The sequence below is a fragment of the Caballeronia sp. INML3B genome (assembly GCF_023631305.1).
Classification (GTDB): Bacteria; Pseudomonadota; Gammaproteobacteria; order Burkholderiales; family Burkholderiaceae; genus Caballeronia; species Caballeronia turbans.
This window is the reverse complement of sequence record NZ_JALQDI010000039.1, coordinates 211,039-237,883: the sequence shown is the minus strand read 5'-3', so window position 1 is coordinate 237,883 and position 26,845 is coordinate 211,039. Positions and strand designations below refer to the sequence as shown.

The window sequence follows — 26,845 nt, the reverse complement described above, 5'->3', positions numbered from 1 at the left end:
ACCCCGCCCCCCCCCCCCCACCCCCCCCCCCCACCCCCCCCCCCCCCCCCCCCCCCCCCCCCCCCCCCCCACCCCCCCCCCCCCCCCCCCCCCCCCCCCCCCCACCCACCCCCCCCCCCCCCCCCCCCCCCCCCCCCCCCCCCCCCCCCCCCCCCCCCCCCCCCCCCCCCCCCCGCACTGAGCGCATCGTCAGGTCACCTGCAGCGGCTCGACGTGCCAGATGTCGCGCGCATATTCCGCGATCGTGCGATCCGACGAGAAGATGCCCATGCCCGCCACATTCTCGATCGCGCTTTTCGTCCAGGCTTCCTTGTCGCGGAACTTCAGATCGACTTCGGTTTGCGTCTTGTCGAAGCTGTCGAAATCGGCGAGCACCATGTAGTGATCGCCCCAATCCACGAGCGTGTGGAAGATGTCGTAGAAACGATGCGGCTCTTCCGGCGAAAAATGCCCGAGGCGGATCTGGTCGAGCGCGAGCTTCAGTTCCGGGTTCTCCTCGTAGATCTGCCGCGGCCGATACCCCGCTGCGCGCAGCGATTCGATCTCATCGGTCGTGTTGCCGAAGATGAAGATGTTCTCGCGCCCGACCGCGTCGCAGATTTCGATGTTCGCGCCATCGAGCGTGCCGATGGTCAGCGCGCCGTTCAACGCGAGCTTCATGTTACCGGTACCCGATGCCTCGGTGCCCGCCATCGAAATCTGTTCGGACAGATCGGCCGCCGGAATGATGAGCTCGGCCACGCTCACCCCGTAGTTCGGAATGAAGCCGACCTTGAGCCGGTCGCCCACGAGGGGGTCCGCGTTGATTCGCTTCGAGACATCGTTGATGAGCTTGATGATGTTCTTCGCCATCTTGTATGCGGATGCCGCCTTGCCCGCGAACATCACGACGCGCGGCGTCCAGTCCTTCTCCGGATTCTCGCGGATGCGGTTGTAGCGCACGATCACGTACAGGATGTTGAGCAGTTGCCGCTTGTACTCGTGAATGCGCTTCACCTGCAAGTCGAACAACGCTTCCGGATTGATGATCGCGTTGGCGTCGCGCTTCGCGCGTTCCACCAGGCGGAGCTTGCTGGCGAACTTCGCGTCGTGGAAGGCCTTGCAGAACTCCGGATCGTCACGCCATTCGCGCAGACGGCCGAGCTCGAAGAGATCGGTGCGCCAGCGCGGCCCCAGCCGCTTGTCGATCAGCGAAGACAGCGACGGACTCGCCTGCGCAAGCCAGCGTCGCGGCGTGACGCCGTTCGTTACGTTGGTAAAGCGCTCGGGATACATGCGCGCAAAGTCGGAGAAGATGTTCTGCACCATCAGTTGCGAGTGCAGCTTCGACACCCCATTCACCTTGTGGCTCGCGACGATCGCGAGATGCGCCATGCGCACGCGCCGCTGACCATACTCGTCGACGAGCGAGATGCGCCGAATCAGATCGACATCGCGTCCGAACTTCTCGGTGACCTGCTTCAGGAACTGCGCGTTGATCTCGAAGATGATCTCCAGATGCCGCGGCAGCAAACGCGCGAGCATCTCGACGTCCCACGTTTCGAGCGCCTCGGGCATCAGCGTGTGGTTCGTGTAAGAGAACATTTGCTGAATGAGCTTCCACGCCTTGTCCCACGGCAGATGATGCCTGTCCACGAGAAGACGCATCAGTTCGGGAATCGCGAGGACCGGGTGCGTGTCGTTCAGATGCACCGCGACCTTTTCCGCGAGCCGCCCGAAGTGCGTGTGCGTGCGCTGATAGCGGCGAATCAGATCCTGCATCGTCGCGGAGACGAAGAAGTACTCCTGACGCAGGCGCAGCTCGCGGCCAGCCTGCGTCGAGTCATCCGGATACAGCAGCCGCGAGACGTGCTCCGACGTGTTCTTCGCCTCCACCGCGCGGCGATAGTCGCCCTGATTGAACGCCGACAGGTCGAACTCATCGGTCGCGCGGGCGGACCACAGGCGCAGCGTATTCGTTGCGGTGGTCGCGAAGCCCGGGATGACCGTATCGTAGGCCATCGCATTCACGTGCTCGGTGTCGATCCAGTCGGTGCGATCGTCGTGCTGCACCGTGCGGCCGCCGAAATGCACGGTGTACACGACTTCGGGCCGCGGAAACTCCCACGGATTGCCCGCGCGCAGCCAGTAATCGGGCATCTCGACCTGATTGCCGTCGACGATCGTCTGGCGGAACATGCCGTATTCGTAACGGATGCCGTAGCCGAAGCCCGGCACGCCGACGGTCGCCATCGAATCGAGAAAGCAGGCCGCGAGACGGCCGAGGCCGCCGTTGCCGAGCGCGGCGTCCGGCTCCAGGTCCTCGAGCGCCGCGAGATCGACGCCGAGCCCGGCCAGCGCATCGCGCACCTCGTCGTAGATGCCGAGCGCGAGCAGCGCATTGCTGAAAGTTCTGCCGATGAGAAACTCCATCGACAGGTAGTAGACGCGTTTCACGTCCTGTTCGTACTGCAGCCGCGTGGTGCGCATCCAGCGTGCGACGAGACGATCGCGCACCGCCAGTTCGGCGGCATGGAGCCAGTCGCGCGGCTGCGCGGTGACCGCATCTTTGCCTACGCCGTACATCAGGCGGTTCGAGATGGAGCGCCTGAGCGCATCGACAGTGCTGTTGAGCTGGTCGAATTCCAGGTCGACGGATGTCATCGGAACCTCCGGTATTTGCGACATATGCAACGACCGCGAAAGCATGACGAGAGTTCACGCCGAGTGCCCCATATTGGCGCGCTGATCCGGTCGAGCGGGTGCGGACGTGCCTGAATGTGCAGGTTACGCCAGTTTTGTTTTTTTTGGTATGACGAGGCGGAAACGGAGGCGAGGCCCGCGAATTGCTTGCAACAACGGCGAACCTGACATGACAAGGCGATTTATTTCGGATTCCAGATGTTTTTTTTGAGCGATCAGCGGCGCGGTGCGCGAGCGGCGATCAGCAGAAGCGCCGCGAGCGATACGGCCAGCAGAATCAGCGAGAGCGCCGACGCAGGCAGATAGTAACCGCGATTGACCTGACCCACGACGACGATCGGCACGGTCGCGAATCCCGGCGGATAGACGGTGAGCGTCGCGCCCAGCTCACCGAGCGAGAGCGCGAAGCCGAGCGCGAGGCTCGCGCGGATCGCGGGCACGAGTTGCGGCAATACCACGCGCACGAGCACCATTCGCGGCGGTGCGCCGAGACTTGCGGCGGCCTCGCGCAAGATCGTGAGCTCGGGACGCAGCGCGGCGGCCGCGCAGCGATAGCAGAACGGCAGCACGAGCGCGAGCTGCACCAGTACGACGATGGCGGCCGATCCGGACAAATCGAGCGGACGCTTGTGATACGCGATCAACACCGCGAGCCCGAGCACGACGCTCGGCACGCCGCTGCCCATCATCGCGACGGCATCGACGAGCGCGCCGAGGCCGCGCCGGTCGCGCCCTTCCAGCGCGAGCGCGAGCCACAAACCGAGCGCCGTGCCGATGAACGCGACGCCCACGCCGACTCCGAGACTCGTGCTCAACGCATCGAGATCGCTCGATGAAAGCCGCGCGAACCAGCGTGTGCTGACGCCATCCGGCAAGATCGTTCCCGACCAGTGCGACGCGACGCTCGACAAGGCAACGACGACCACCGGCAACACGAACAGCCAGAAGCACAGCAGCGCGACGAAGCCCGTGATCGCGAGGCGCAGGCACGCGCCGGGCGTGAATCGCGATGAACCCGAAAGCTGCATGTCAGCGGACTCCTGCGCGCCGGTTGACGCGCCTGTATAGCGCATAGAGCGATAGCGACATCAGCAGCATCACGACCGAGCCCGCGGCCGCGGTGGGAAGATCGAGATCGACGGTTGCCGCGCTGTAGATCGCGATCGGCAAGGTGATCAGATGCGCGCTGCCGAGCACGAGCAGAATGCCGAATTCGTTCAGCGTGAGAAGGAAGCAGAGAATCGTGCCGGCGGCGATGCCCGGCCACGCGAGCGGCAACACGACCTTCGTCGCGACCATCCAGCCACCGGCGCCGAGGCTCCTCGCCGCCTCGACGAGCCGCATGTCGAGCGTCGCATACGATGCAAGCGTCGGGCGCACGACGAACGGCGCATAGAACACGACTTCCGCGAGAATCACGCCGCCGATGCCGAAGAGGAAATCGAGCGGCGTCGCATCGAGCGAAAAGAGCCGCTGCAAGCCGATGCTGACGGACCCTTGCGAACCGTAAAGAAAGATCAGCGTGAACGCGACCAGAAACGACGGAAACGCGACGAACAACTCGAGAAAGCGCGTAAGCAAACGCGCGCCCGCGAACGGTCTGAAGAACAACATCGACGCGATCGCGACGCCGAGCAAAGAAGCGATGCTCGCGCTCGCGAAGAGAATGCCGAGCGTCGTGCCGATCATGCCGCGCGTTTCCGTATTGCCGAAGAACGCGGTGTACGCGTGCAGCGTGAAACCATGCGTGCCGGTCACGCTGAGCATCACGAGTCGCGCGAGCGGATAGACGACGAGCGGCCCGAGCACGAACACGAGTATGAAGAGCAGATGCCATTGCCCTTTGCGCTCGCGGCGTTTCGCGTGCGCGGCATGCGCGGCGAATTGCGCGCAGAGATCTGCGTCCGTGATGCCGCCTTCGTCGCGCACGGCGCTGTCAGGAACGAACAAGGACGACATCGTCAGCCTCGAAGCGAAGGGACACGCGCGTGCCTTTCTCGGGCATGCGTGCATGGCCGCGTTGCGTCGTCACGAGCACGGGTTCGCCCGGCGACGCATCGAGCGCGACCGTAATGGAAAGCGCCGCGCCATACCATTCGACGGACGCGATGGTGCCATGCAACGGACCTTCGCCCAGCGTGACGATCGTGAAGCGCTCGGGACGAATGCACGCGAGGCGCTCGCGCTCGTCGTGCCGCGCATCGCCGACGGGATACACCACGCGCGGCGGCAGCAGATTCGCCGCGCCGAGATAGCGCGCGACGAACGCATCGTTGGGCGCGTCGTATAGTTCGCGCGGCGCGCCGAGTTGCGCGATGCGGCCATCGCGCATCAGGAGCGTGCGATCGGAGAGCACGAGGGCATCGTCCTGATCGTGCGTCACGCAGACGATCGTCAGATTCGGCAAGCGCTCATGCAAGGCCTTCAGTTCGCTGCGCACCGAGGCGCGTAAGTTTGCATCGAGCGCGGAAAGCGGTTCGTCGAGCAGCAGCACATCCGGTTCGATGACGAGCGCGCGCGCCAGCGCAACGCGCTGCTGCATGCCGCCGGAAAGCTGCGCGGGCATGATGTGGCCGGCATCGGAAAGCTGCACGAGCTTGAGTGCATCGGCGACGCGCCTTGCGACCTCGCCCGTCTTCAGCTTGCGTGCGCGCAGCCCGAACGCGACGTTGTCGAACACGGACAGATGTGGAAAGAGCGCATAGCTCTGGAACAGCAGCCCGAGATTGCGCTGATGCGGCGGCGCGTGCGTGAGATCGCGACCCGCGATGGCGAGCGTGCCCGCCAGTGCATCGGCCTTGACGAAGCCCGCGATGAAGCGCAGCAGCGTGGTCTTGCCGCAGCCGCTTCGGCCGAGCACGGTGAGGAATTCGCCGCGACCGATGCGCAGCGAGAGATCGTCGAGCACGGTGCGGGTACCGAAGCGCACCGTCAGACGATCGATGTGCACACCCGGCGTCGCGTGAACGCCGGACACTTCTTTGGGCAGAGCGCTCACTTTACGACTTCGGCTTGACGACTTCGGTCTGCTTGCCCGTATTGCCGATGACCTCGGTCTTCCAGCGCTCGGTCCAGCCGGCCTTCTTCCGCATGACTTCGTTCCAGTCGACGGAAATCAGCTTCACGCCCGAGATCGCCTGCCTGACGGCCTCGCCGTTCTTGCCGGCGAGCGGCACGTCGGTGCGGCCCGGAATGCCGTAAATATCGGGCACTCTCGACTGGACGTCCGACGACATCAGATAGTCGATCAGCTTCTTGCCCGCCGCCTGATTCGGACCGCTCTTGATGAGGCCGATCGCATACGGCAACTGGAAGGTGGTCGGCGCTTCGCCGGCCTTGTGCGACAGGAAGAGCGGCTTGATCGAGAGGCCGCCGTTCGCGGCGTCGTCGAGGTCCATCTGCAGATCGCCGTTGGCGAACGCGATCTCGTTACGCGAGAGCAGCACGTCGAGATAGCCCGTGCCTTTCGTATGGAACTTCGCGCTCTGCTCGAGCGATTTGAGGTAGTCGAACGCCTTGTCCTCGCCCATCAGCGCGGAGGTCAGGATGATGACGGCCATGCCGTCGCCTGCCGTCGCCGGATTGGAATATGCGATCTTGCCCGAGTAGCTCGGATGCAGCAGATCGGCGAAGGTCTTCGGTGCGGCCTTCGTGACTTCCGGATTGATCGCGAACGAAAAGTAGTTGTTGACGAACGTGGCCCATGCGCCGTCCTGCGCCTTGGCGATGGCGGGCACGTTCTTGTAGTTCACGCTCTGATAGGGCTGCAGCAGGCCGCCTTGCTGCGCCTGCTGGATGAACGGCGGCAGCGTGACGAGCACGTCGGCCTTGGGCGAATCCTTCTCGACGGTCGCGCGATTGACCACTTCGCCGCTGCCCGCCGTGACGATGTTGACCTTCACGCCTTCCTTCTTTTCGAATGCGGGAAGCACGTCCTTGTAGAGATTCTCGAGACCATCGGCGGTGTACAGGACGACGGCGTCGGTGGCGTGGGCGGGCATCGCGGCAAACAGGGTGATGGCGGCGAACGCCGGCAGCACGTGGCGCGCGAAGCGGAAATCGCGGGTCATTTATGGTGTCTCTTGTCGGGGTGGTGGATGGGCGGTGGCGACCTTCAACCGCCAAGCATTGCAGAGGTCTGTGACATCGATGTGAACCGGGTTTGGTTGTTTTGCCCGCCCAAAGCAATGCATTCTTTCCGCAGGGTAAGCAATCCACGAGTACCTGTCCGCTAGACTATCTGGCTTCGCACGAAGCTCCGGACAAGGCACGAAGATGTACAAAAAAGGCGTAGTGATCGAAATCCAGTTCCCTCCCGATCGCTTGAACGACGCTGCGGGCGATCCGTACTGGATCGATCTCACCCTCGACGAAGCAAAGCGGTTGCATGCGCAACTATCGCGCCGCTTCGAGGGCGATGCACGCGCGAATCAGCCGCTCGACACCTTCGCAATCGAATGACGCGCCCGCACCGGCGAGTGCACGGTTGAACAAGACGACTGCGGGCATCCGCACCGATACTGCGGCATCTCATCTTGCCGCATGCCTCACATGGTTTCGATCCTCGCCGCTCCCGTCTTCGTGTTTCTCTGGTCGACCGGCTTCATCGTCGCACGGGCGATCACGCCTTACGTCGATCCGAATCTGTATCTGCTCGCGCGCTTCGCCGGCACGACGCTGTTGTTTCTCGTGATCGCCGTCATCACGCGGGCGCCCTGGCCGAAGGGCCGCGACATCGGCCGGCACCTCGTCGCTGGCGCGCTCCTGCAAGGGGTCTATCTCGGCGCGGGCTACTGGGCCGTCGCAGAGGGGCTGGGCGCGGGCGTCATGGCGCTGCTCGGCGCGCTGCAACCGCTCCTGACGGCCGCCGTCGCCGCGCGGCTCTTCGGTGAACGGCTCTCGCCACGCGCATGGGGCGGCCTCGCGTTGGGCCTCGCGGGCGTCGCGCTCGTACTCGCGCCGAAGATCGCGGCGAGCGGCGCGCACGTCCAACATGCAGCAAGCGGGCATGCCTCGCAGTGGATCATCGTGTCGATCGCGCTGCTCTCCGTCGTCGCCATCACCGCGGGCACGCTGTACCAGAAGACCTCCCTCGCACGCGCCGATATCCGCAGCGCCAGCGCGCTGCAGAACGCCGGCGCGGCGATCGTCGCGCTGGTGCTGGTCATGGCGCTCGGGGAGCATCGCTTCATTCCGTCGATGACGACGTGGCTCTCGCTCGCATGGGGCATCGCGATGCTCTCGGGCGTCGCGACGACGCTGCTCGTATGGATGGTCCGGCGCGGCGACGCATCGCGCGCGACCGCCCTGCTCTTTCTCGCGCCGCCACTCGCCGCACTCGAAAGCTTTCTCGCGTTCGGCGAGACGCTCGACGCCGTGCAACTCGCGGGCTTTGGCGTCGCGCTTGCGGGCGTGCTGCTCGCGCGCGCGAGATAGCCGCCTCGGGGTCTTTCTCGCGCGGTTCTATCCGCGCTTGCTCGCGCGCTCGAAACAGGCGCGCGGCTCAATCGACCGTGTTCGCGCCCGCCGGAATGTGCTCGCGCACCGCCTTCCCCGGGCCCGGCGACCACGCCGGCCGCGTTTTCCTTCCCGTATCGACGACAACGAGATAGTGGCCCGCCCAAGGCGTCGTCTTGCGCGTGGCCTTCAGGACCCACATGGACTCGCCTTCGGATGCGCGTGCCTCGTATTGCGCGTCGAGAATGCCGTAATGATCGATGAACGTGTTGAGCGTCGACGGAATGCGCACACACCCCTTCGAATGCCGCATGCCGAGCAGCGGCTCCAGTTTCTCCGGATCGGTGGCGTGCATCTGGAAGCGCATCGGCGACTTGCCGCCCTTGCCCCAGCCGCGCTCGCCCTCGGCCCAGCCGAAATCGTAGATGCGCATGTCGCGCGCGCCGTAGCCGCGGATCTTGAACTCGTTCAGCGTGCCCTCGGCCCGGAAGTCCATGTTGCCTGGCACGTGCTGGAAGACGCCGAGCGGCGTGACGAAGTGATCGTACGTGCCGGGACGGCCCGTCGATACCGGCGACGCGCCGATCATCGACCACGCATCGCCCGCCTTCGCGCGGAAGTAGATGAAGATCGCCTGCACGTTCGCACTGCGATCGACCAGCACGACGAACTCGTTGGCGAGATCGCCGTGGCCGTCATCGTCGAGCGCATGTTGGAGCAAACGGCCATACGCCTGCTGATCCGCGACGGGCACAGTGAGACGCCGGTCGACTTCCTTCGCGAAGTTCTGCCGCATCGCGTATGCGCCCGCCGGCGGTATCCCGGTACGCTGCGCAAGATTGGGTTCGGGCGGCTCCGGGGGCAGCGGCACTTCGGGCGCCTGTGCTTCGGATGCCGCGCTCGCGGCGCTTGCCGCCGATGCCGCCGACGCCGCGCTCGCGGCTGATGCGGCGGCAGCCTCGGAAGCCGCGGAAGCTGTGGGGGCCGGTTGCGCCGGCATCGGCACGGGCATGGCCGGCAGCCCGCGTTCAGGCGCGCTCGCGCCATGCGGGATGCTCGCGCTTTGCGGCATCGGCGGCACGGGCACCGCGGGCGCGACGGGCCGCGCCGTCACACGGCCCTGCCCGACCGTCCCCGATGCGCCCGACGCAGCCTGAGGCTGCGCATGAACCGCTGTCGCCATCGAAAGGAGCGCGCCCGCCGCCGCGCTCATGAAGATCCTTGCGCCGAGCGGCGTCTTGTTCTTTCCTGCCTGATGCATCGATATGAATGATCCGCTTTGCGTTCTGCCGACGAGCGGCGCCTGCGTCAAATCTCGCGCAGACAAAAAAGCCGGTGCGCACGAGGCACCGGCTTCGCCGCTACATAACGTTCGTCAGGGGAAATTCAGCAAAGTTCATTCCGGGCGCCGCGCGCCGTACGGCGCAGCGCAGGCGCTCAATGCAGGCGGATGGACGCATCACCCGATGGCGATGCGCGCGCGCGCAAGGGCTCGTCGAGCAAGCGCTGATGACACAGCTTCTGCGCGATCGCCTCGCCGATGTAAGGCACATCGATCGCGAGCCTGGCGGTCGCGTAGGCGTGAGCGGTGCCTGCGCCGTGGACTTCGATATCGCTCGCATAGCCGCCGAGCTCATGCTCCAGAAAGCGTCGCACGTCGCGCGCGGCGCAGCGTTGCGGAAGATTCCAGACGATCAGGTTCATCGCCTTCACCTCCTTGCGCGCACGCGCACGGGCTGCCGGCGCTGCTTCACGATCATGTGCGCCGCAAGCGTGCCGATGACCAGAAAGGACACTACGTAACGATCATGGCAAGCTCCAGACGAATTTCGAGATAGCTCCATACTAATCCCGTAGACCATTCGCGTGCTGCGACATCGCGTCCTTTTTCAATAAATGTTCTAAATCGGACGGATGCCCCGGATCAATCGTCAGAAGCCGTTGCACGTCATGCTCGAAAGATTCGGATAGCGATTGGGCCAGTCGCCCGCCATCGCGCTCTGCGCACTCTTTAGCGTGATGTCGCCGGTGCAGACGCAGCGCTTCAGATAGACGGCGAGCCGTTCCTTGCGCCGCTGGCCCGCACGCCCTTCCCAGCGGCGCAGATCGAGATTCGCGGGAGAATTGGGCGAGCCGCCGAGCAGCACCGGCATGCGGTGATCGAGCGCATATTCCGACGCGAACGACGCATCGATGCTCCGCTGCTTCAAAAGCCGCTCCTTCTGGTGCATCTGAATCTCGAACGACGGCAGCACGCGGTCCACATAGCCCGGCACGCAGATCGTATCGACGATGGTCGCCTGCGTGACGCGCGCATCGAGCCATTCGGCGCGCTGGGCGCGCGGCGTGCCCGGCATCAACGCGAACATCGCGCAGCAAAACGCCAGCGCCGCACGCGCGCGCCGGCTCCTGCGGCCCGCGCCCGGCTTCGTTTTCTCGGTGAACCGCGTATCCCTTCGACTCATGCCTCTTTGCGCATCCATCGCGGCCACGGATAGCCGCGCGTTTTTTGAGATGATTGAGGTTCAATTAAAACACACGAAACGCACGCTGCACGCGAAGCGTTCGTCACGAGCCTCGAAGCGCGTCATGTCGATGAGCCGGATGCGGACGACGCACAGGCGAGCGGATCGGCGAGCGCCGCATCGAGCGCCCCGGCCGCCGTGACGAATGCCGCGAACGATGCGGCGACAGGCGCATCGTCGTCGCCGTTGCGATCTTCGGCGACCGCGCGTTCGCAATCGCGCTGCAACGCGACGCACGCGCGAATGAACGGCGCCGCCTTGATCACCGCGGCTGCACCCTTCATGCGATGCGCGATATCGCGCAGGCGGGCGTGGTCGCAGGCGTCGAATGCGGCGTGCGCATCGGCGAGGTCCTGTGCGTTGGCGGCTCTCAGCGTGTCGATGAGCGTGCCGGCCTGATCGCCGAAGCCTGCCAGCGCGGCGTGGTCGAACACCGGCGTGTCCGGATCGGGCGCGGCCGTTGGCACTTTCGGCGACGCCGTCGATTCTCGGCCGCGGCGCGTCACCGCAAGTAACGCCTCGCGCAGATCGTCGAGGGCGAGCGGCTTCACGAGGCAGGCGTTCATGCCCGATGCGATCGCGCGCATGGCCGCGTCGGGCTGCGCATTCGCGGTCAGGCCGACGATCGGCACGGCGCGCGGCCTCGACGGGTCTTTGGCTTCGTCGTCCCGGATCGTTCGCGTGAGTTCCTCGCCGCTCATTCGGGGCATCGAGCAATCGGTGACGATCACGTCGAGCGCGCGTGGCTCGGCGCGCCAGCGTGCGAGCGCGCCCTGGCCGTCGACTGCCAGTTGCGCGACACCGCCAAGCAGCCTGATCTGCCGGTCGAGCACGATGCGGTTGGCCGGATGATCGTCGACGACGAGCACGCGCAGGCCCGCGAGCGATGCCTCCATGGCATGCGCCTGTACCGGTCCCGTCTCGACGACGGATGGGACAACGGATGCAACGGCTTGCGCCTGCGGCAAATCGAGCCGCACCGTGAAGCGCGTGCCGCGTCCGGGTGCGCTCGAGAATTCGATCGTGCCGCCCATCATCGTGACGAGCCGCTTGCTGATGGTGAGTCCGAGCCCGGTGCCGCCGACGCTGCGCGCGTGGCCATCGTGCGCCTGCACGAACGGCGTGAACAGCATCGCCTGTTTCTCGGGCGCGATGCCGATGCCCGTGTCGGATACCGCGAGCGTCACCGCGCGCCTGTCGTCGCGGGGCGGGGCGACGCCGTATTCGAGCGTGACCGCGCCGGCATCGGTGAACTTGATCGCGTTCGAGAGCAGGTTGCCGACGATCTGCCGCAGACGCTGGCCATCGGCGAGGACCCAGGCGGGGCCGCCATCGGACAGGCACTTCACGGCGAGCCCGACGCCCTTCGCGCGCGCGACGGGCTCATAGATCGCCGCGACGCCCGCGACCCACGCCTCGATCTCGAGCGGCGCAGGCGCGAGCACGAGGCGTGCGGCCTCCATCTTCGCCACGTCCAGCAAATCGTCGATCAGGCCGAGCAGATCGTGTGCGGCCCGGTGCGCGATCGACAGCGCGCGCTCGGTCGCGGCGCGCTCACCGGGTGCGCGCAGCTCCATTTCGAGCAGCCCGAGCACGGCGTTCATCGGCGTGCGGATTTCGTGGCTCATCGCCGCGAGGAAGGTGGACTTCGCGCGGTTCGCCGTCTCGGCTTCTTCCTTCGCGGCGCGCATTGCATTCTCGGCGGCAATCCGGCGGCCGACCTGCACGCGCAGCGTCAGCGCCCAGCCAGCGAGCACCAGCACGAGCGCGGCGCCCAGCAGCGCGCCGAGCGCGACTTGCGGGCGGCGGCGTTCCCACAGCAGCTCGGGATGCTCGGAGAGGGCCCAGCGTGCGCGGATCGACTCCAGTTGCGGAAGCGGCAAGCTGGCGAGCGCACGATTGATGATGCCGAGCAGGATCGGCTCGTTGGCCGCAACGCTCAGCCTGTACGGGACCGGCTGCGTCGACAGCACACCGCTCACGACGAGCGAACCGCGGTACGGATTGCCCACCCGATAGTTTGCGAAGGTCAGATCGGTGACAGTTGCGTCGGCTTCCCCTCGCGCGACGGCGTGAAGCTGCTCTTCAAGCCGCGCCGTGTAGATGAAACGCGCGTCCGGAGCCTGCTGCCGCACGAGTGTTTGCAGCGGCGCATAGGCCGCGAGCGCGACCCGCTTGCCCGCGAGCGCGGCTGCGTCACGCCGCCGCGGCTGACCCGCCGCCGTCACGATCGCGAAGATGCCCTCGCCGGTCGGCGCCGAGGATACCGTCCCGGCCATGGGCGCATCGCCTATGCCGTAAGGCACGATGGCGGATGTGCCGCTTTTCATGTCGGCCGTCAACTGATCGATCGAATCGCGCATGCGGGCTTCGAAGCGCAGCCCCGTGACGCGTCCGATCGCATTGAGCAGATCGACCGCGACGCCCGCTGGCTGGCCTTGCGAGTCGCGAAACGAGAGGGGCGCGCCTTGCGCGAGCATCGAGAAGTGAACGACGGGATGCGCCTTCACCCACGCGGCTTCCTCTTCGGACAGCTCGATGGGTCTGCGCTGCGCGATCAAGTCCGCGCTCGGATTCCACCGTGCATACTCGAGCAGCAGAAATGCCGGCGGCAGCGCTGCGAGCGCGTCATCGATCCGGTGCCGCAATGAAACGGCTCCGGGCCGGTCCGCCGCGAATGCGAAACGGTAACCGTCTTCGTCGGCAGCGGCGAAGTGGGTGACGGCCACGTTTGGCAACTTGAAATGCCTGAGGACGTAGGCGGCGGCGGTCATGTCGCCGACGAACGCGTCGGCATCGCCGAACGATACGGCCAGCAGCGCGCCGATCAGGTCGGGATAAGCGGCGGGCGTCATCGACGGATACGCGGCCCGCAAGCGCGCCGGCGAGGTTTGCGTGTCGACGTACGCGATCCGATGCGTCGGCGGGCGCGTCTCGATCGGTTCGATGAAGAGCTGCTTGCGCGGCAGATACGGGCGGCTGTAGGCGAGCGCCGCGCCGCTGTCCTCGCCCGTCGCGCCGGTCGCCATGTCGATCTCGCCGCGCTTGAGCGCTGCAATCATTGCGGCGCGGCTCGAATAGAGACGCCATTGCGTATCGGCCTTTAGCGCGCCCGCGACGGCGTTCACGTAGTCGACCGAGATGCCGCGCGGATCGCCCGCACGCGGATACGCCATGTCGAGCGGCGGCACGACGCCTGGTGCCACGCCGACGACGATGCGCTCTTTCGCGGCCGCCGTCGCGGACGCCGCGCATAGCACGCCTGTCATCAGGATGACGAAGAGGATCGCCACGCACGAGCGCCGTCGCGCGCGTGCGGCCCGCGCAACGTCGCTACCTGGCCCTGCATGATCGAACAAGCCGCACCTCCGCAATAATCGGTGCGGTTAGTTTCTCAAAAAGGCCGCGGTGCGTATATCACCGGCCAGTGGCATGGTCGCCCGTACCGTTGCAACCGGCGAAACGCGACGCGCGGGCTTGTTTTGCGAACCTTGCGTCAGGCCGGGACCGATTCAGCCTTTTGCGCGCGCGACCACACGCGATGCATGCTCATCGCTTCGATGAACCGCTTCAGTACCTGTTTCACATCGCTGCCGACGACGACGCCTTCCTCGCCGTTTGGCAGATGAGCGGCTGCGAGCAGATCCTCTCCGTCGCCGAGCGCGCCGATCGCTTTGAGATGCTTGAACGCTTCGAGCACGAAATGACGCGCGTCGCCGGATTCGGACAGCGTCTTCGCGCTCTCCTTGCCGCCCGCGACGATCACGCCGTCGAACATGATCGACGGCATGCCGAGAATGGTCGCGTCGGCCTCGATGCCTGGCGCCGGCGAGCCGAGCGTCGGCGAGATGACTTTCGCGTGCGCGCCTTCGGCCTTGAGCGCGTCCTGCACGGCCTTGATGCTCGCGGCGTCGGCGCCCCGTGCGGCGAGAATCGCGACCTTGCGCGTCTTGACCGAAGGCTTCGCCTTCGCGATGATCGACAAGGCCGGCGACTCCTTCACCGACGACTTGCCGAGCTCGTCGGCGTCGGCGCTCTTCTTCGGCGCGGGTAGCCCGAGATTGGCGGCAACGCGCGCGGCGAGCGTCTCGTCGATATTCGCGAGGATGCCGAGCTGGCGCTCGCGAATGGGCTTGCGCTCGACCTTCGAAAGCTCGAAAGAATAAGCGCCGACGATGTGATCCTTTTCGGGATCGGTCATGCTGTTCCAGAAGAGCGTCGCCTGCGAGTAGTGATCCCGGAACGACGGGCTGCGCACGCGGATCTTCGACCCTTCGACGCGTTCCGTATAAGTCTCGAAGCCGCCGCCCGCCGCGGCCGGCGCGGTTTCCTTCGGCCATCCGCCGTCGATCGAATTCGGCTCGTAGGAGGCCTGCCCCTTGTCGATCGTCTGGCGATGCATCGCGTCGCGCTGACCGTTATGCAGCGGCGCGAGCGGGCGGTTGATCGGAATCTCGTGGAAATTGGGACCGCCGAGTCTGCTGATCTGCGTGTCGGTGTACGAGAAGAGACGCCCTTGCAGCAGCGGATCGTTCGTGAAGTCGATGCCCGGCACGATATGCCCCGGGCAGAAGGCGACCTGCTCCGTCTCGGCGAAGAAGTTGTCCGGATTGCGATTCAACGTGAGCTTGCCGATCATCTTCAGCGGCACGAGTTCCTCGGGGATGATCTTGGTGGGATCGAGCAGATCGAAGTCGAACTTGTGCTCGTCCTCTTCCTCGACGATCTGCACGCCGAGTTCCCACTCGGGATAGTCGCCGTTGTCGATCGCTTCCCATAGATCCCGCCGATGGAAGTCCGAGTCCTTGCCCGCGAGCTTCTGTGCTTCGTCCCACAGCAGCGACGCCGAGCCGATCGTCGGGCGCCAGTGGAACTTCACGAACCGTCCTTTTCCTTGCGCGTTGATGAACCGGAAGGTGTGGATGCCGAAGCCTTCCATCGTGCGCAGACTGCGGGGAATCGCGCGGTCGGACATCGTCCAGAGCACCATGTGCGCGGACTCGGGGACGAGTGAAACGAAATCCCAGAAGGTGTCGTGCGCGGATGCGCCTTGCGGCATTTCGTTATGCGGCTCGGGTTTGACGGCGTGGACGAAGTCGGGGAACTTGATCGCGTCCTGGATGAAGAACACTGGCATGTTGTTGCCGACGAGATCGAAGTTGCCCTCTTCCGTATAGAACTTGACGGCGAAGCCGCGCACGTCGCGCACGGTATCGGCCGAGCCGCGCGAGCCTTGCACGGTTGAGAAACGCACATAGACAGGCGTTTCCTTCAATGGGTCTTGCAGGAACGCGGCCTTGGTGAGTTCGGCCTGCGATTCATACACTTTGAATACGCCATGCGCGGCGGATCCACGGGCATGGACGATGCGTTCTGGAATGCGCTCGTGATCGAAGTGCGTGATTTTTTCACGCATGATGAAGTCTTCGAGCAGCGAGGGGCCGCGCTCGCCGGCGCGCAGCGTGTTCTGGTTATCGGCGACCTTGACGCCCTGGTTCGTCGTCAGGGCCTGGTTCGTGGCGTCGGTGCGGAAGGTTTCGAGGGCTTCGACTTTTTTGTTGGTGTTGCTTTGCGACGGGGTGCGGGCGACGCCGCTCGGGGGCGGCTGTTTGTTTGTTGCCATTTGGGGGACTCCGGGTTTGCGGGTGAGGTTTTGCGCTCAACCGGTCGCAATTGGTGTTCCTGCTTTTAGGTGGTGGGTCCCGGTTTGTTATTGGTCTATTAGCGTTGCCCCTATGCGGGGCGGCAGTCACTTTCTTTGCTGCTGCAAAGAAAGTAACCAAAGAAAGCAGCTCGAGACGCCCGCGGTCACACGCAGTTTGGCCACGCTTGCCATGTGATCGTGGGCTGCCTAAGTGTCGCCCTCAAAGGTCTGACCGGGCTTGGCTCGCGCACGGTCTGTCGCCTCGCACCGCTTGACTCACTGGCTCAGCGCCAAATGGCTCCGGCCCGCTTCGCGGCCGATGGGTTCATCGGGTTTGCGCGTGCTTCGTCGCTAACGCTTCCATCTCATTGCATGTGCGATAGGTTGGTTTCCCTTGTAGACCCAGCGGCAGCGCGCAGCGCTGTGCCGAAGCTATTTGGTGCTGAACCAGCACGCTCAGGGTACTAGCTTGTCAGACCGTGCGCGAGCCAAGCCGATTAGCCTTGTGAGGGCGACACTTAGGCAGCCCACGATCGCCTGGCAAGCATGGCCAAACTGCGTGTGACCGCGGGCCTAACAAGCTGCTTTCTTTGGTTACTTTCTTTGCAGCAGCAAAGAAAGTGACTGCCGCCCCGCATAGGGGCAACGCTAATAGACCAATAACAAAACGGGATCCGGCGAAAGCAAAAAAAACCCCCGCCGCCCGCGGCAAAAAACAAACCTTTCAACCCACCGGCGATAATGCCCCCAGCTTATCCGCAGTAACTTTCTGCAACGCAATGATCCGCCCCATCGCCGCATGATTGGCGGTCGCGTCGTCATACATCCTGGCAAGATCCGCCTTGAGCTGCGTCCTCGATCCGCCGTCGAGATAAACCATATGCCCCGACGGATAAAACGTCGCCGATAGATTCTGCCGCACGGTCTTGTCGATCAGCGGCATCTGCTGCAAATCGATGATCGTCTGATAGAACGGCGTCACGAAGTCATACATCCCATTCGCGGCAAGCACCTTCAAATCGACATTCAACGCCATCACCGCGGCGAGATCGCCCGCCGTATAGAGAATGATGTTGCCCTTCGAATCCACGCCCTTCTGCGCGCCCGTCGGGTCCGTGTGCTTGAAGTTCCAGTTGAGGAAAGCCTGATCGTTCAGATCGGTGAACGACGACGTCGACGTGAACTTCAAATGCTCGTTCAGATAGCTGTTCCACATCGTCGTATAGACGCCGCTTACCGCCGTCATCGTCGGGTCGTTGCCGCCGGAATTCGGGTCGATCTTGCCCGCGATGCCCGTCGAAATCGCCGTCACGCGCCCGTCGTAGGCACCGAGCGATTCGCCCTTCGCCTTTAGCAGCGTCGTCAAAAACAGCGAGTTGCCGCGGCTGTCGTACGCCGCGATATCGAGACTCCACGCGAGCAGCGTCGCCTTGTCGATGCCCGTGTATTCGGACAGCTTCTCGACCACTTCGTCGTCGGTTTGCGGGAACTTGCGCAGCGCGTTCAGATAATCCGTGCGCGAAAACTCCGCCACCTCTTCCGCAAAATTCAGAAGATTGGTCGGCGTCGGATGCACGCCGAGTTTCTTGTGATACCACGCGTCCGCCGCCGCGGTCGGCAGTGCGCCCACCGGATTGCCCGCCTGCCGGTAATCGAGAATCGACGACTGCAGCGTGACGCCGTTCAGATCGATGCCGTCCTCATGCAGCTTGTACGCGAGCACGCAACTGCGCGCCGTGCCGTACGACTCGCCAAATAGAAACTTCGGCGAATTCCAGCGGTTGTTCTTCGTCAGATAGCGCTTGATGAACTGCGCGATCGACGCCGCATCCTCGTCGACGCCCCAGAAATCGCGGTTCTTGTTCGGCGCGATCGCGGCGGAATAGCCCGTGCCGACAGGATTGATGAAGATCAGGTCGCTTCGATCGAGCAGGCTGTCCGGGTTGTCCTCCATCTGATACGGCGCGGGCGGCGTGAAGCCCGGCATCGCCGTCTTGATGCGGCGCGGCGCGAACGAGCCGAGCAGCACGAATACCGCCGACGAGCCCGGCCCGCCGTTATAGAAGAACGTGAGCGGACGCGCTTCCTCCTTCGCGCCGTCCTTCGTGAACGCGACATAGAACATCTTCGCGGTCGGCTTCGAGCTGCTCGGATCGACCGTCACGAGATGGCCGACCGTCGCGGTATAGGCGATCTTCGCGCCGCCGATCGTCACGCTGTGATGGGTGATCGCCGCATTCTCGTCGGCTTCGGTCGCGGCGATCGCGTCGTCGGGGCCGTTGCCGTATGCAACAGGGTCGAAGTACGGCTGGTCCTTCTTCGCCGTCGTGGTCTTCTTCGGCGCTTTCTTCGCGGCGGCCGCCGTGGCCGGTTCTTCCGCGCTGGAAGGTTTGTCGCTCGCTGCCAGTGGATCGGAGTTCATCGTCGTCGCTCCAGAATCGTCGTCGTGGTTGTTGTTCACTGTCTTACGCCTTGCTGCATCTCGTTTCAACTCTTTGCGGGCTCGAGCGCGGCCGCGATCTTCGCGCCGTCGGGGCTGCCCATGCCGGTGCACGCGTCCCAGCCGGCCGCCGCCGAGAAGCTGCCATTGTTGCCTTGCGTGATATCGCGGAACGCTGCCTTCGCCTTGTAGAGCTTCGGATTGACGAAGCCCGAAGGCGACGCGTTGATCGCGTTGATCCGCGCGATCAACGCAGCCCACAGCGGCGCGACCGCGCTCGTGCCGCCGACGACCGTATCCTCGCCGTCGATCAGCACCTCGTAGCCGGTTTGCGGCGACGCATCGCCCGCCACGTCCGGCACGCCGCGCTTCGCGAGCGTCGTCGCCTTGCCGTTGCGCGTGACCGACAAGCCCGCCTGCCACGCCGGCAATGCGAAAACGCCCGAGACGCCGCCGCCGCCCGCGCCGCCCTGGTCGCCGTCGTTCCACACGACTTCCTTCGCGATGCCCGAACCGGATGCCGCGAGGCTCGTGCCGCCGCAGCCGAGCACATACGGGCTCGACGCGGGGAAGTCGACGTGATCCGTGCCGTCGCCGGCGCCATCGGACGAGCCGCCGTCGCCCGAGGCGGCGCAGACCGTCACGCCGAGCGCCGCCGCGCTCTGCAGCACGTCATTGAACGCGCCGATCGACTGCGAGGACCAGTTCGACTCCGGGCCGCCCCAACTGATCGATATCACGGACGGCTTGTTGGTCGAGTCGTGCAGCGCGCGATTGACGGCATCGACGAAACCCGCGTCGCTGTTCGGCGCGAAGTACACGGCGATGCGCGCGCCCGGCGCGATGGCGCCCGCGATCTCGATATCGAGCGTCACTTCGCCATCGGGTCCGTTGGGGTTGCCCGTGGGCGCGTTCTTCGCGTTGTCGACGCCGACCGCGACGACTTTCGGCGCCTTCACGCCGAGCTTCGAGAAATACGCGGAGAGATCGGCGTCGCGATAACCGCCGCCCAGCTCGATGATCGCGATGCACTGGCCGGCGCCGTCGCCATCGGGGAAATCGTAGAGGCGCGCCAGATCGACCGGCGTGAAAGACGCGGGCGCCGCGCCGCGCGCGGGCTTGAACGGCGGACGGAAACGGAAATGCGGACGCGCCTGCGGCTTGCTGTCGAGGCCGAGGACGGCGGTGACGACATCGTGCATGTCCTCGGGCACCTTGACTGGCCCCGAGCGGCCGCGATATTCGCCGATGTTGTGATGTTGAAAGCGTTCGAGCTTGACGTCGAAAGCATTCTGAAACTGCTCGATGCTGCCCTTCAGCACCACGCTGCGCGTCTCGGTTTCGGCGCGCACGACTGTCAGGCCGTATTGCCTGGCGAAGGCCTTGACCTTCTCGACGTCCTGGTCGGATGCCGTGAAACGTTTGTCGAATTCCTCGCGCGAGACGGCTTGCGCTGGCGCCTCGCCGGCATCGATGCGCGACATCATCTGCTTGAATCCGGCTTCGTCCTTGCGTCGCAGCATCACGATCACTTCGATCTGCTGGGAAGGATCGCAGTCGCCGATGCATGTCGCGCCTTCGGGATGAATCTTGTCGCTGCCGCTGACCGGTTGCTTCATCATGGTATCGATGCTCCTCGCTGGCCATGAAGTTCAAAGGTTCTCGATCCTGCCGCTGCCGCGCTTCCGGCGCTTTCGACAGCGTGCACAGCGCACGCCGCCTATCGTCTTATTTTCCGGGCGCGAATGCAATTGCTCGGACCGTTGACGAGAGCATGCAGTTCCGGCGGGACAAAAGCTGTCCCGGTCTTCAACGGTGTGTCTCTATTGGATTACTGGCGCAAGGGCCAAGTCCGAGGCGTTCCATGAGACGGCGCGCATCGAACGGCGCGCGTACTTTCTGGTCGTTGTCGAAGTAGCAGAAGACGTCGCGTGCGGCGCGCGGGCGCGGTTTCGCCGAGGAAATCACACGCGCGTCGTCGATCTGTCCGCCCGCCGCCCAAGATGCGATGCGGCGCGCCCATTCATCGAGTGCCTCGTCTTTATAACTGCCGCCGTAAAGCGTTTCGCTGCCGTGCAGCCGCAGATACATGAAATCAGCCGTCAGGTCTTCCGCATACGGCCAGCCGGCGACGGAATCCGAGACGACGAGCGCCATGCGATGTTTGCGCAGGAGCCGCACGAACTCATCGGTGCAGAAGCTCGGATGACGAATCTCGATCGCGTGCCGCAATGCGCGCTTTTTCCCTGGCTCGAACCAAGGATTCTTCACACGCGTGTCATGGCCTTGAGCGAGACGCGCGGCGGCGACGGTGTCTGTCGGCAGCAGTTCGAGAAATCGCGCGAAGGCGTCCGGGCGGAATGCGAAGTTCGGCGGAAACTGCCAGAGAAATGGCCCGAGCTTGTCGCCGAGCGCGAGCACGCCGGAGGCGAAGAAGTTCGAGATCGCCGGGATGGCGGTTTCGTCGCGGAAACGCAGCATGTGCGTGAGGTAGCGCGGCCCCTTTACGCTGAAGACGAAGCCGGCGGGCGTCGCGTCATGCCAGGCGCGATAGCTCGCCACGCTTTGCAGCGAATAATGCGATCCGTTGATCTCGACTGTCTGTACCGCGCGCGACGCGAACTCGAGCTCGCGCGCCTGCGCGAGCTTCTTCGGATAGAAGACGCCGCGCCAGCCCGCATAGCGCCAGCCCGAAATGCCGATACGGATGCGTCCCGGCATTTCGCCTCCTAGTGCGCGCGCTCTTCGTCGTACTCCGGACGGACGCCCTGGGGCAGCCACGGCTCGCGATGCTTGCACCACAGCTCGTAGTCCGGTTCGAAGAGCCCGGTTTCGTCGAACGCGCCGAGAGGCAGGTCCACTTCATCGCGCGTCGTGTATTCCATGTAAGCGACCGAGCCGCACACCGGGCAAAAATGCCGGCGGCCGTCCTCGGAACTGCGCCACGTCGAGAGGCTGCCGCTCATCATCACGTCGCCGCGCGCATAAATCGCATAAGCTCCAAAGGCGGAGCCGTGCACCTGCCGGCACGTCATGCAATGGCACATCCCGACGCGCTTCGGCCCGCCCGCCGCGCGAAAGCGGAACGCGCCGCATGCGCACCCGCCTTCATGAACCGTAGCCGCCCGCTCATCATCCTTTTGAACGTTCATCGATATCTCCCGTAAATCCGACGGTTTGTTACGATAACCCTCCACGATCGGAGATGGCATTCATGAGCACATCGAGCACGACCGGCACCACGAGTACCTTGTCCCTGCTGAAGCTGCTTCCCGGCGCCGGAGCGGAATTCGGTCCCGCCGCGTCAGACCTCGTCGCCCACGTGCTGTCGCATGACCGTTTCGATGCGGCCGCGAACGTGAGCGCGCCGCGCGAAACCTTCCGCGGCGTCACCGTCGACGACGCCATGAACGACGAGTACGTGTTTCCGCTCGGGCGCACCGGCCAGTCGATCGTGCTGACGGGCTACCGGATCGCAGCGGGTTTCATCGCCGAACGCGCCGCTGACGAATGGCTCGAACTCGCGCACAGGGAACGTCTCGCAAAAGGCTTGCCCGCCACGCCGCAGGGCAGCGAGCCGCACCTCGCGCCCGATCCCGCCGAAGCCGATCAACTCCTCGAGCGCGCCTACGATTGCGCGCAGCGCATCCTCGATCCGGTCGCGGGCGGGCAGGTGCTCTCGCTCTTCGAGACGCACTATCGCGGCGGGCGGGAATTCCTGCGCCTCACGTGGGAAGGGTTGCCGGAAGATCTCGTGCCCGAGTCGCGCCGCCCGCTCGCGGCGCTTGCAGCCGCGGTGCAAAACGGCGAGCGGCGCGAGAAACGCGACTACGATCCCTACGGCCTCGACGGTGTCGATGATTACGATGTCGACCGGCCTCTCGCGTACCGGGAGAAGATCGGGCCGTTTCTCTTCACGATGACCTATCGCCACGAGTATCCCCAGGTCGATGACGAGCGGCTCGGCACCGCGTTCGCCGTGTTTCACGAAGCGGGCAGCGACATCGTCGCGGCGGCGGTGCGCCTGCAGCTCGTCAAGGTGCCGCCGCTCACGAGCAGCGCCGATCTCGTCTATACGCTCGACACGTACTCGGGCGAGATGCTCTCGCTCGCGCTCGCCGCCACCGAGGCGCTCGGCCCCGAGAAGCTGTGCGAGGTGTTCAATGCGCATCGCGTGATTTACATCAGCCTGTGGGAAGTGCGCAAGCCGTGGCGCGGCGAGGGACTAGGCGTCGCACTGCTGCATCAGGCGCTGGAGCGGCTTCCCCTCGATGTCGATGGCCGGCCCAACGCGCTGTGCGTCGCGCCCGAGCCGTATCAGACCGAGATGCGCCACTTCGAAAAACTCCCCGGCGTCCTGCGCGAGGAGCTGAAGACGCCGGCGAAACGGCTCGTTGCGCATCTGAACAGTTGGCTCGAACGCTCGAAGCTGCCGATCGCCACACATTTCTTCGTGCCGATGGCCAAGCACGCGGGCATCGGCTCGGCGGGCGAGAACGCGCGGCTCATCGACAAGATCATGGAGAGCGAGGCTTAAGCGGCATGCTCGTTATCGTCGACATGCAGGCGCGGCTGCTGCCGCATCTGGATGGCGCCGGGCGGGTGACGGCGCGCGTCGGCACGCTGCTGCGCGCGGCGAATCTGCTGGACGTGCCGGTGGTCGTCACGGAACAGAATCCGCACGGGCTCGGCGGGACGGTGGACGCGCTGCTCGCAGATATTGGGCTGGCAAAGGTGATCGAAAAGCACACCTTCGATGCGACGCTCGCGCCCGCCTTCGTCGATGCACTGCCGCCCGCGCCCGCGACAATGTGGGTCGCCGGCGCGGAGGCGCATGTGTGCGTGCTGCTCACGGTGCTCGGGCTGCTGCGCCTCGGCTATCGCGTGGAATACGTGGCGGATGCGGTCGCGTCCCGCCGCGCGGAAGATCGCGCCGTCGCGCTCGAACGGGCGAGGCAGGACGGCGCGCGGCTCACGACCGTCGAAACGGCGATCTTCGGCTGGCTCGGCAGTTTCAGGCATCCGCGCTTCAGGGACGCGCTCGCGCTCATCAAATGATGCGCGGATCGGTGCTTAATTGCCATCGCGCCACCGGCCCAGCGCATCCGCGACGCGCGCGATCACATCGTCCCATTGGCCGGGTTTGGTCTGCCTGAACAGACGCGCTTTCGGGTACCAGACCGATTCTTCGCCGTCGATCAGCCAGCGCCAGCACGGGTTCGAAGGCAGTAGCATCCACACCGGCTTGCCCAGCGCGCCCGCGAGATGCGCGACCGACGTATCCACGGCGATGACGAGATCGAGCGAGGCGATGATCGCGGCCGTATCGGCGAAGTCCTGGACATCGTCCATCAGGTCGAGCGGCCGAAAATGCGGCGGCAGGGTGTCGAGTTGCGCGCGCGCGACCGGCGCCTTCTGCAGATTGACGAAGCGCACGCCGGACACGCCGAGCAATGGAACGCATGCTTGCGCACTGATCCAGCGGCGGGCGTCGAACACGGACGGCCGCGGCTCGGCCATCGCCGCGAAGCCTATCTTCGGCACCTGCGCGGGCAGCCGGCTGCGCCAGTGTGCGATGCGCTCTTCGTCCGCGGCGATATAGGGGGTGACGTTGGGAACGGTGTCGTACGTGGTTCCGAGCAGCGCCGGCAGGCTCATCAGCAAACACCAGTAGTCATGGTGCGCGAGGCTGTCGATGGCGTCGCCGCCGATGCAGATGTCGACGCCATCGATCGAGCTGAGCAGCGCGGGCGCTAACGGCGATGCGAACGAGAGCGTCGTTAGCCCTTGCGACTTCAGCATCGGCAGATAGCGGCAAAACTGGAAAGTGTCGCCGAATCCCTGTTCATGGAGCACGAGTATCGACTTGCCGGCCAGCGGCTCGCCTTGCCACCGCGGAAAAGGGAAGCTCGGCGGGAACATGGGCCGCTGCCGCTCACTAGTGTCGTAGCGGGATTCCATCAACGGCCAGCCTTCCGCATACGCTCCAACGCGCAGCAGCGCTCCGCCCAGATTGAGCCGGGCTTCCCCCGAATCCGGATCGAGTTCCACGGCGCGCCGAAACGTCGCCAGCATTTCGTCCGCGCGCGCGGGGTCCTCCTTGAGCAGGTTGCCGAGCGCGATGTACGCCGGCAGGTAATCCGGCTGGACCTCGATCGCGCGACGGTATGCCGCTTCAGCCTCGTCGATACGCTCAAACCCGGCAAGGGCCGTGGTTCGATAAATCACCTGGCCCAGGTTGTAATGAGCGCCGCTCAACTCGGGCAATTGATCGGCCAGACGGCGATAGACGTCCTCCAGACCCGCGTCTCGTCCATCCGTTTCAAGTATTTCCGCCAGTCCCTGATATGCACTCGCCAGACGCGGATTCAATTCGATGGCCGCGCGATACGTGCGCTCGGCTTCCTCGCGGCGCTGCAAGGCGGCGAGTGCGCTACCCAAGCCAAAATGCGCGTCGGCCCAGTTCGGGCGGTTGTAGATCGCAAGTCCAAAACATTCCCTCGCTTCTTCGGGGCGCGCCTGCTTCATCAGTAGCTTGCCCAGGCTGTAATGCGCCGACGCGAAGTCCGGCCGCAATTCGAGCGCCCGTCGCAGCGACTGCTCCGCGTCCGCGATCCGCTCCTGCAGCGCCAGCACATTGCCGAGGTTGTAATGCGCTTCGGCGAAATCAGGCTTCAGATCGAGCGAGCGCCGGAACATCGCTTCCGCTTCAGGAAACCGTTTCAGTTGCTCGTAGAGGTTGCCGAGATTGTTGTGGACGCCCGGGTGCTGCGGATGGTCGGCGACCGCGCGCTGCCAGTACGCCTCGGCCAGATCCACGCGATTCATCGCATAAGCGCATCCGGCCGCGAGATTGAGCGCCTCGACATCGGCGTGAGGGCGATCGAGCAGCGGCGACAAAACGGCCAGTGCCTCGCCGTACTGATTCGCCGAATAGTGCTGCATCGCGCGATGATAAGGATCGAGCATGACGGACCTCAGGGATTGAAAGGTGCTTGCGCGCCGCGATATCGCATGTCGGCGATCGCGGCGACGAAAATCATGCAATTTTGAACCGCGCGCGCGCGTGCAGACGTCACAAAGCGTTGCTTACGCCGGATCGTTTAGCGAAACGATCGTCCCGTTTTCGAGCATGGGCGCGCATGAGCGCCGGAATCCGATCCGAGACGCCGCCGCATGGCATCGGACTTGCTGCACCTCACCGGTTGCGGGACGACGAACGTTCGGTTCCCTTACAGTCGACGAGCGATCGCGACCCCGCGCCTCATACGCCTCCCGTGAACTCGAACATCGGCGCTCCGCCCGATCCGTCGCAATCGGTCGCGAGCCAACAAGCCTATAAAGATTCGAGCCGGCGCGGCGTCCTTCCGAACGAGCGAGGAGAACCGATCCCCATGTCCCCAGCCGATACCCATCCCCACGACGCCAGCGACACGGCGCAGAAGCCGTCGCGCCGGCGTTTCCTTCAGTCGGCCGCGGCGGCGGCGGCCGTGAGCGCCGCGCCGCTCGCGCATGCGCAACAGCAAGCCGCGGCGACGCCAGCCGCCGCACCGCCGCCCGCCGCCCTGCCGATGATGCCCGTGAAGCTCACCATCAACGGCCATCCGTATGAATTGCAAGTGGAAGCGCGCACGACGCTGCTCGACGCGCTGCGCGAATACGCGAACCTCACGGGCACGAAAAAAGGCTGCGACCGCGGACAGTGCGGCGCGTGCACGGTGATCGTAGCGGGCCGGCGCATCAACTCGTGCCTTACGCTCGCGGTGATGCACGACGGCGAATCCGTCACGACCATCGAAGGCCTCGCGCCCGATGGCGACACGCTCGCGCCCATTCAGCAGGCGTTCATCGAGAAGGACGCCTTTCAGTGCGGCTACTGCACGCCGGGGCAACTATGCTCGGCGACGGCGCTCATCGACGAATACCGCAAAGGCGACGCGAGCGCCGTCACCGCCGACGTGCGCTTTCGCCCGGCGCAACTCTCCGACGATGAAATCCGCGAGCGCATGAGCGGCAACATCTGCCGCTGCGGCGCGTATCCGAACATCGTCGCGGCGGTGAAAGCCGTCGCGTCGGGCAACGCCTAAGGGAGACGCA

Annotated in this window: 20 protein-coding genes; 5 read left to right on the top strand and 15 right to left on the bottom strand. The window is 65.0% G+C overall.

Translation table 11 applies throughout. From position 1 onward, the window contains the following. Positions 1-189: 189 nt before the first annotated feature. The 5 genes from NCS58_RS15475 to phnS all read right to left on the bottom strand — a co-directional run bounded on the left by NCS58_RS15475 (position 190) and on the right by phnS (position 6,752). Positions 190-2,643: a glycogen/starch/alpha-glucan phosphorylase gene (locus NCS58_RS15475; protein WP_061118353.1), complete on the bottom strand. Its 2,454-nt coding sequence runs from the start codon at positions 2,641-2,643 to the stop codon at positions 190-192. 254 nt (positions 2,644-2,897) lie between these two features. After that, entirely contained in the window at positions 2,898-3,710 is an 813-nt protein-coding gene (phnV, locus tag NCS58_RS15470) for a 2-aminoethylphosphonate ABC transport system, membrane component PhnV (protein WP_061118354.1), read from the bottom strand. A 1-nt stretch (position 3,711) separates the two neighbouring features. Continuing rightward, a complete protein-coding gene (phnU, locus tag NCS58_RS15465; protein WP_061118210.1) occupies positions 3,712-4,641 on the bottom strand; it encodes a 2-aminoethylphosphonate ABC transporter permease subunit in 930 nt (309 codons plus the stop codon). After that, positions 4,619-5,680 carry a 2-aminoethylphosphonate ABC transport system ATP-binding subunit PhnT gene (gene phnT / locus NCS58_RS15460; RefSeq protein ID WP_061118211.1) on the bottom strand — a complete coding sequence of 354 codons (1,062 nt, stop codon included), beginning with the start codon at positions 5,678-5,680 and terminating at the stop codon, positions 4,619-4,621. The genes phnU and phnT overlap by 23 nt, the downstream gene beginning before the upstream one ends. 1 nt (position 5,681) lies before the next feature. Continuing rightward, positions 5,682-6,752, bottom strand: coding sequence for a 2-aminoethylphosphonate ABC transporter substrate-binding protein (gene phnS / locus NCS58_RS15455; protein WP_061118212.1), 1,071 nt, complete (start codon positions 6,750-6,752; stop codon positions 5,682-5,684). A gap of 205 nt (positions 6,753-6,957) precedes the next feature. Between phnS and NCS58_RS15450 the strand changes: the two genes are divergently transcribed. Further along, a complete protein-coding gene (locus NCS58_RS15450; protein ID WP_061118213.1) occupies positions 6,958-7,143 on the top strand; it encodes a hypothetical protein in 186 nt (61 codons plus the stop codon). A 90-nt stretch (positions 7,144-7,233) separates the two neighbouring features. Next, entirely contained in the window at positions 7,234-8,118 is an 885-nt protein-coding gene (locus NCS58_RS15445; protein ID WP_061118214.1) for a DMT family transporter, read from the top strand. A gap of 67 nt (positions 8,119-8,185) precedes the next feature. On the opposite strand, the gene NCS58_RS15440 is transcribed toward NCS58_RS15445, so the two are convergent. The 9 genes from NCS58_RS15440 to NCS58_RS15400 form a co-directional block, all read right to left on the bottom strand. Next, complete coding sequence (locus tag NCS58_RS15440) at positions 8,186-9,400, bottom strand: L,D-transpeptidase (RefSeq protein ID WP_061118355.1); 1,215 nt, start codon at positions 9,398-9,400, stop codon at positions 8,186-8,188. Between the two features lie 176 nt (positions 9,401-9,576). Beyond that, positions 9,577-9,843, bottom strand: coding sequence for a hypothetical protein (locus NCS58_RS15435; protein ID WP_061118356.1), 267 nt, complete (start codon positions 9,841-9,843; stop codon positions 9,577-9,579). Positions 9,844-10,070: 227 nt separating this feature from the next. Further along, entirely contained in the window at positions 10,071-10,604 is a 534-nt protein-coding gene (locus NCS58_RS15430) for a hypothetical protein (protein WP_061118357.1), read from the bottom strand. 122 nt (positions 10,605-10,726) lie between these two features. Beyond that, positions 10,727-13,957, bottom strand: coding sequence for an ATP-binding protein (locus NCS58_RS15425; protein WP_250477329.1), 3,231 nt, complete (start codon positions 13,955-13,957; stop codon positions 10,727-10,729). Between the two features lie 203 nt (positions 13,958-14,160). Continuing rightward, positions 14,161-16,287, bottom strand: a complete 2,127-nt coding sequence (katE, locus tag NCS58_RS15420) for a catalase HPII (protein WP_061118215.1) — start codon at positions 16,285-16,287, stop codon at positions 14,161-14,163. Between the two features lie 745 nt (positions 16,288-17,032). Beyond that, a complete protein-coding gene (locus NCS58_RS15415) occupies positions 17,033-18,730 on the bottom strand; it encodes a S10 family peptidase (protein ID WP_061118216.1) in 1,698 nt (565 codons plus the stop codon). Positions 18,731-18,795: 65 nt separating this feature from the next. Next, positions 18,796-20,370 carry a protease pro-enzyme activation domain-containing protein gene (locus NCS58_RS15410; RefSeq protein ID WP_061118217.1) on the bottom strand — a complete coding sequence of 525 codons (1,575 nt, stop codon included), beginning with the start codon at positions 20,368-20,370 and terminating at the stop codon, positions 18,796-18,798. Positions 20,371-20,557: 187 nt separating this feature from the next. Next, a complete protein-coding gene (locus tag NCS58_RS15405; RefSeq protein ID WP_061118218.1) occupies positions 20,558-21,469 on the bottom strand; it encodes a DUF72 domain-containing protein in 912 nt (303 codons plus the stop codon). Between the two features lie 8 nt (positions 21,470-21,477). After that, the gene (locus NCS58_RS15400; RefSeq protein ID WP_061118219.1) at positions 21,478-21,900 is read right to left on the bottom strand and encodes a GFA family protein; all 423 of its coding nucleotides are present in this window, start codon (positions 21,898-21,900) and stop codon (positions 21,478-21,480) included. A 62-nt stretch (positions 21,901-21,962) separates the two neighbouring features. Between NCS58_RS15400 and NCS58_RS15395 the strand changes: the two genes are divergently transcribed. Together NCS58_RS15395 and NCS58_RS15390 are read left to right on the top strand one after the other, a co-directional pair. Next, positions 21,963-23,285 (top strand): hypothetical protein, encoded by a 1,323-nt coding sequence (locus NCS58_RS15395; protein WP_061118359.1) that lies wholly within the window; start codon positions 21,963-21,965, stop codon positions 23,283-23,285. Positions 23,286-23,290: 5 nt separating this feature from the next. Beyond that, a complete protein-coding gene (locus tag NCS58_RS15390; protein WP_061118220.1) occupies positions 23,291-23,806 on the top strand; it encodes an isochorismatase family protein in 516 nt (171 codons plus the stop codon). Between the two features lie 15 nt (positions 23,807-23,821). Here NCS58_RS15390 and NCS58_RS15385 read toward each other — a convergent pair whose 3' ends face one another. Further along, positions 23,822-25,717 carry a tetratricopeptide repeat protein gene (locus tag NCS58_RS15385; RefSeq protein ID WP_061118221.1) on the bottom strand — a complete coding sequence of 632 codons (1,896 nt, stop codon included), beginning with the start codon at positions 25,715-25,717 and terminating at the stop codon, positions 23,822-23,824. A 425-nt stretch (positions 25,718-26,142) separates the two neighbouring features. On the opposite strand from NCS58_RS15385, the gene NCS58_RS15380 reads away from it, so the two are divergent. Further along, positions 26,143-26,835, top strand: coding sequence for a (2Fe-2S)-binding protein (locus tag NCS58_RS15380; protein WP_061118360.1), 693 nt, complete (start codon positions 26,143-26,145; stop codon positions 26,833-26,835). Positions 26,836-26,845 lie beyond the last annotated feature (10 nt).